Here is a 4,252-nt window from a genome sequence, read left to right on the forward strand (position 1 = left end):
GTGCCAGACTGCAACGTCGATGGCATCGTCGAACTCATCTGACATGGTTTGGCTCCCGTGATGCGTCAATTTGATCCGAGTGGGTCATACCGTCTGGTTCCCACGCCCTTCTGAATTCCCATTCGAGTCCTGGTCGTTTCGAAGCGTGATGCCTCTCATGCCGCCGCTTTGGAGACCGCGCCGGGAGCCATGCGACGGACGGCGAAGTGATGCTCGCTTCTTGGCCGCGCTCATTGAGCGAAAGAGCGACAGTCCGCAGTCATCGGGGAACCGGTGATGACTAGCGGCGCCGAAACATCCCCACTGGCGCCGGAAGATCTGCCGCGATTGGCATCATGACCCGGCTTTGTGTCGGTTTGTTGACAAGATTCAAGAAGCCGAGCGCGGAACGATCCAACGAGCACAAAGCTCGATCTGCCTGCGCATGCAAGCTGCGCCTAGGACCATTACTGTTCAGATACGCAGACAACTTCTCCGGACGGGCGACGGTCTTCAGAGCTTGACGACCGACGAACCGGCGGCGCGGGCGGCGTGAAGCGTATCTCGCGTGCGGGCAGGCCGAACAGCGTCACCTGTTGGCCCCAACGTGGAAGCCTCCGATCTCGCGCACCTGATGGCGTCTGTGGTCGCACCGGCGCGACCAAAAGTTGGCGACAAGGATTCCCCCTCATTGCGTCGCCTCGCGCGACGGAGGCGGCAGCACCTTGGCCGGGATGGGGCAGCGGTAGGCGGCCCCCCTGCGCTTGGCGTGCAGCTCGCTGGCTGCCTCGCGCAGCGTTTCGGGCCGGCTCACGAGCGCGACGCCGGTCGCAGCCAAGCATTTGGCGGCCAAAAGCAGGCCCTTGTGAGCAAGCGAAGTCTTCCCCTGCGCGACCATCTGCCACGAATGGAAGGCGGTTCCCCAGGCAAAGCAGGCGGTCAGGCACTGGGTGGTCGGCGCAGCCCAGCTCACGTCGCCCATATCAGTCGAGCCGGTCACCGGCCGCGTGGCATCGGGCTTGTAGGGCAGGATGCCGGTGGCGATGGGTTGCGGGTCGCGCAGCGCAGCAGCGAAATGCTTGGCGCTGTTGGCGAACTCCTCGGCCGCGATCGTGGCCTGGATCTCGGCGGCAAAGCGCCGTTCGTCTTCATTGATCTCGAGCGCGCCCACAGCTTCCATCTGCTCGGCCATCACGCGGTCGAGCGTGTCGTTGTGCAGCAGGTTGGACACCGCCTTGTCGAACACGATCTCGACCGTTGTGCCGGTCATCATCGCCGCGCCGCGCGCCACCTGCTCGACGCGCTCGAACAGTGCCAGCGCCTCGTCGATGCGTGACGCCCGCACGGTGTAGAGCAGCTCGGCATAAGCCGGGATCACGTTGGTCGACGGACCGCCCGAGTCGATGTAAGCGAAGTGCACGCGCGCCTGCTCGGACATGTGCTCACGCAGGTAGTTGACGCCGACGTTCATAAGTTCGGCTGCGTCGAGCGCGCTGCGTCCCAGGTGCGGCGCGAGCGCGGCGTGCGCCGATTTGCCGCGGAACCGGAAATAGGCCTGCACGTTGGCCAGGGTGGCGTTCATGAACACCGAATTGGCCACCGACGGGTGCCAGGACAGCGCCGCGTCGAGATCGTCGAAAAGCCCGGCGCGCGCCATGAAGGTCTTGCCGGCGGCGGCCTCCTCGGCTGGGCAGCCGTAGAAGCGTACCGTGCCGGGCATCTCATGGCGCCGCAGGTGATCGCGCGCGACCACCGCGGCCAGGTGCGCCGCCGTGCCCAGCAAATGGTGCCCGCAGCCGTGGCCCTGGTTGAGCGCACGGGTCGGATCGGGGCGGCACTCGAGCGCGCCGCTGGCCTGGTTCAAGCCCGCCAGGGCATCGTATTCGCCGAGAAAGCCGATCACCGGTCCACCGCTGCCGGCTTCGGCAACGAAAGCGGTCGGCATCCCGGCCACGCCGCGCGTGACGCGAAAGCCCTCGGCCTCCAGGGCCGCTGCGTGCAGCTCGGCCGACTCGAATTCGCGGTAACGCATCTCGGCTAAGCCCCAGATCCGATCGGCGATTTCGAGATAAGGTCGGCGCCGGTCCTCGACGGCGGCGGCGATGTCGGCAACGGTGGACGATGACTTCATGGTCGCGAGTCCAGGTGCGCCGTCTCGACGAACTTCTTATAGCGTGCGCTCTCCTCGCGCATCAGCTTTGGCAGGTCCTCCTCCTCCTCGATCATCGGCAGGCCGCCCAGGTCGTTGAAGGTCTGGCGCAGGCGGGCGTCCTTCAGCGTCTCCTTGAGCGCCACCTTGAGCTTCGCGACGATGGGGTCCGGCACACCCTTGGGCACCATCAGCGCAAACCACCCGGTGAGGTCGTAGCCCTTGAGTTCCGGGTGTTCGGCCAGCGAGGGCACATTCGGGTACATCGGCGCTCGCGTGCCACTGGTGAYCGCGATCGGCACCACGAGGCCCGAGTCGATGAACGTCTTCGCCGGCCCTGTGCCCATGAAGCCGAACTCGACAGTACCCCCGGCGAGATCGCTGCCCAGCGTCGAGATACTGCGGTAGGCCACGTGGGTGACTTGGGTGCCAGTGCGCTCGCGCACGATCTCACCCGCGAAGTGGAACATCGAGCCGACGCCCGAGCTGGCGTAGTTGTACTTGCCGGGGTTCTTGCGCAGCAGTTGGATGTACTGGTCGGTGGTCTTGATTCCGGACTGGCGCGACGCCAGCAGCACGCCGCCCTGATGGCTGACCACGCCGATCGGCGTCAGGTCCTTGAGACCGTCGTACAGCTGCTTCGGGTTGATCAGCTTGGTCGCGATCAGCTCGCTATTTCCGCCCAGCAGCAGCGTGTAACCGTCGGGCCGTGCCGTGACGACCTTTTGAGCCCCCACCGCTCCGGCGGCGCCGCTCACGTTGTCGACGATCACCTTGGTCTTCAGCACACGCCCGAGCACGTCGGCGAACGGCCGCGCAAGGCTGTCGGTCGTCCCTCCGACGCCATAGCCCACGATCAACATGATCGGCCGCGACGGATAGTCTTCCTGGGCGACAGCCAGGGTCGCCGCAGCGGTCGCGAGCACGGCCACGAGGAAACGTGAAAATGGGAATCGGCAGGGGTCCATGGTCGCGAGGCTGTGGGGTGAATCTGGCTCGATACTAGGACTTACCGTCCGTGTGGAACAGTCCCTGGAACGGTGGTGCTGTTAAGCGCCGGTTGCCAGGCATGCATCTCGCGGCCTCGCACATAATCCCATCGGGGACCAGCTTGCGCTCAGTGATCGGTATGAAGGTTCATCAACTCAAAGCCCTTGTCGCGATCGGTGACCACGGCAGCATTCGTGCTGCTTCGCGTGCCGCCGGCCTGTCGCCGGCGGCGGTGACCAAGGCGGTGCGGGAACTCGAGGACGATCTCAAGACGTTGCTCATCACGCGCGAGGCCAAGGGGGTGAAGTTCACCGAGGTCGGGCGCGCGTTGTTGGTGCACGCGCGGCTCATTGTTGGACAGCTTGCGCGCGCCCAGGAAGAGGTGGCGATGTTGGTCGATCGTCCGCGGGCCCCATTGCGCATCGGGATCGCGTCATGGATCGCGCTGACCTGCCTGGGCGAGATCGTCAAACTGTTTCAGCAGCGCATGCCGGATGTGCGCCTGGAGTTCTTCGAAGGCGTCTTGACAGTCTCGATTCCGAAGCTGCGCGACGGAACGCTGGATTTCTGCATCGGTCGCGCCTGTCCGCCGTCGATGAATGACGATTTCGCCCATGTCCCGTTGTTCCGCATCAGTTCTGCGGTGGTAGCGCGCGAAGGCCATCCGCTCGCGCATTGCAGATCTCTGGCCGAATTGCGCGATGCGCAGTGGCTGCTGAACTGGATGCCCTCAGACGACCCGGCTCAGCGCGACGACGCGTTCAGTCGCTACTTGCGCGAATACGCACCAACGATCCACGTCGCGCACTCGATGGTCATCGCGATGAGCCTGATCCGCAGCACGGACATGCTGGGGCTGATGGCCTGGCCCCTGGTCGAGGCGGCCGCCGACCGTGAGCACCTGTGCGTGCTGTCGCTGGCGGAGCGCCTGAACGAAGCGACCGTGAGCCTGACCTCGCGCCGCGGCGATCCGATGAGCGCGGCCGCCCAGTGCTTCATCGAATGCTTCAACGAAGTGATCTACCGCGCGCTCGGTTCCGACGATCCAGCGCGCCGTCGCCTGTTCCATTCGATCGACGGCCTGACGCTCGGCGACAGCGCCTTGAGCGAGATGGCGCGCGCGCCGGGCTGGGG

General features: G+C 65.4%; 3 protein-coding genes. 1 reads left to right on the forward strand and 2 read right to left on the reverse strand.

Annotated features, from left to right (window positions below):
- Positions 1-667: 667 nt before the first annotated feature.
- Entirely contained in the window at positions 668-2,110 is a 1,443-nt protein-coding gene (locus AC1DY5_RS44430) for an amidohydrolase (protein WP_478120778.1), read from the reverse strand.
- Complete coding sequence (locus AC1DY5_RS44435) at positions 2,107-3,096, reverse strand: Bug family tripartite tricarboxylate transporter substrate binding protein (protein WP_478120779.1); 990 nt, start codon at positions 3,094-3,096, stop codon at positions 2,107-2,109. The genes AC1DY5_RS44430 and AC1DY5_RS44435 overlap by 4 nt, the downstream gene beginning before the upstream one ends.
- A gap of 161 nt (positions 3,097-3,257) precedes the next feature.
- Between AC1DY5_RS44435 and AC1DY5_RS44440 the strand changes: the two genes are divergently transcribed.
- Positions 3,258-4,252 (forward strand): LysR substrate-binding domain-containing protein (locus AC1DY5_RS44440; RefSeq protein WP_478120780.1); only part of this gene is annotated, 995 nt, incomplete at its 3' end.

The sequence above is a fragment of the Variovorax sp. P4_D9 genome (genome assembly GCF_056401695.1).